This window comes from Roseicyclus sp., from assembly GCF_052168335.1.
Lineage (GTDB): Bacteria > Pseudomonadota > Alphaproteobacteria > Rhodobacterales > Rhodobacteraceae > Roseibacterium.
Genome location: NZ_JBQLZP010000320.1, coordinates 1 through 1421 on the forward strand (window position 1 = coordinate 1; position 1421 = coordinate 1421).

The following is a 1421-nucleotide window of genomic DNA, read 5'->3' on the forward strand; positions in this document are numbered from 1 at the left end:
ATCGACCTTCACGCGGTATTCCGAGCTTCGGCTCTTCGCCGCCGCGCCGGGGGGCGCCGTCCCGCCCGGGACGCCGCCGCTTTTCCTCAGCCTCGGGGCGGAGGTGCTGCGCCTGAACGGCGAGACCGTGGCGCTCGGCGATCTCGGGGCGGCGCTGTCGCGGGCCGAGGCGCCCGGACGCCTCCTCGTCGCCGTCGCCGACGGTGTGACGTCGCAGCGGCTGGTCGATGTGCTCGTGATCCTCGGCGCGCAGCCGGAGCTGTCCGTCACGGTGATGGACTGACGCCATGCCGCTACGCCGCAGACAGGCCCGCAGGGCGCGCGAGACGACGATCCCGCTGATCAACGTCGTGCTCCTGATGCTGGTGTTCTTCCTGATCGCGGGGGCGATCGCGCCGCCGCTGGACGGGCGGGTCGAGCTGGTGGAGACCTCGGGCCTCGCGGGGCGCGCGCCGCCCGACGCCGCCGTGATCCTCGCCGACGGGACGATGACGCTGCGCGGCGCGCCGGTGACGCCCGCCGCGCTTCTCGCCGAAGGGCCCGCGCCCCGCCTCGTGCCGGATCGCGGGCTTCCGGCTACGGAGCTCGTCGCCCTCTCGCGGGAGCTGCGCGACCTCGGGGCCGAGGAGGTCTGGATCGTGACCGAGCGGGGCCTCGAATGACGACCGCGCGCCTTCTCGGGGCCGCGGCCGCGCTGACCGTCTCCGCGGGCCTCCACCTCGCGGCGTCGGGCGTCGTTGTGCCGGAGCCTCCGGTGCTCGACGGCGGCGGCGAGGCGGCGCCCGCGCGCATGGGCGCCTCCTTCGCGGACATGGTCGCGGGCGCGCCCGGCGTCGTGCGGCCCGAGACGGTGCGGCCGGTGGAGGCCGAGGCCGCTTTGCCCGCGTCCGCCGACGCGATACCGCAGGCCGTCCGCGACGCGGCGGCACCTCCGGCGCCTACCGAGGCGCCCCCCCGCGCCCTCCGCCAGCGAGCGGACGCGGTTGCCCCAGTCGCGACTCCCGCGGCCAGGACGGCCCACCGTGCCACCCGCACCGAGCCTGCCGTGCCTGCATCGGCGCCCACCCCGGCGGACGCGGTCGCCGCAGCGGGGCCTCCGCCGGACCGCTCCGCGGCGCAGGCGGCCGTGCCCGTGATGGCCACGCGGGCCGAGGTCACGGACCGGGTCGAGGCGACCGAGGAGAGCGAAGCCGCACCGCTGGTGAGCCGCCGGCCGGTGCTGCGCCCCGACAGGATGCCCGACCCGACGCCGCGGGTGGCCGAGCCGCAGAGGCCGCCGCCCGCCGCAACCGGCAACGCCGCCGCCGACGCCACGCGGGGCAGCGACGGGGGCCTGCCCGCCGCCGAGGCCACGGCCAGCGCGCCGGTCCCGACCCGGACGCCGCAGGCCCGGAACGCCGCCGAGGCCGCGAACTATCCCG

General features: G+C 78.2%; 3 protein-coding genes. All 3 read left to right on the forward strand.

The features are described from left to right. A partial coding sequence (locus ACTS11_RS09870; protein ID WP_442640147.1) for a biopolymer transporter ExbD occupies positions 1–283 on the forward strand: 283 nt, incomplete at its 5' end. Positions 284–287: 4 nt separating this feature from the next. Then, a complete protein-coding gene (locus ACTS11_RS09875; RefSeq protein WP_442640148.1) occupies positions 288–662 on the forward strand; it encodes an ExbD/TolR family protein in 375 nt (124 codons plus the stop codon). Continuing rightward, the coding region (locus tag ACTS11_RS09880; protein WP_442640149.1) for a hypothetical protein at positions 659–1421 on the forward strand (763 nt) is incomplete at its 3' end. The genes ACTS11_RS09875 and ACTS11_RS09880, both read left to right, overlap by 4 nt.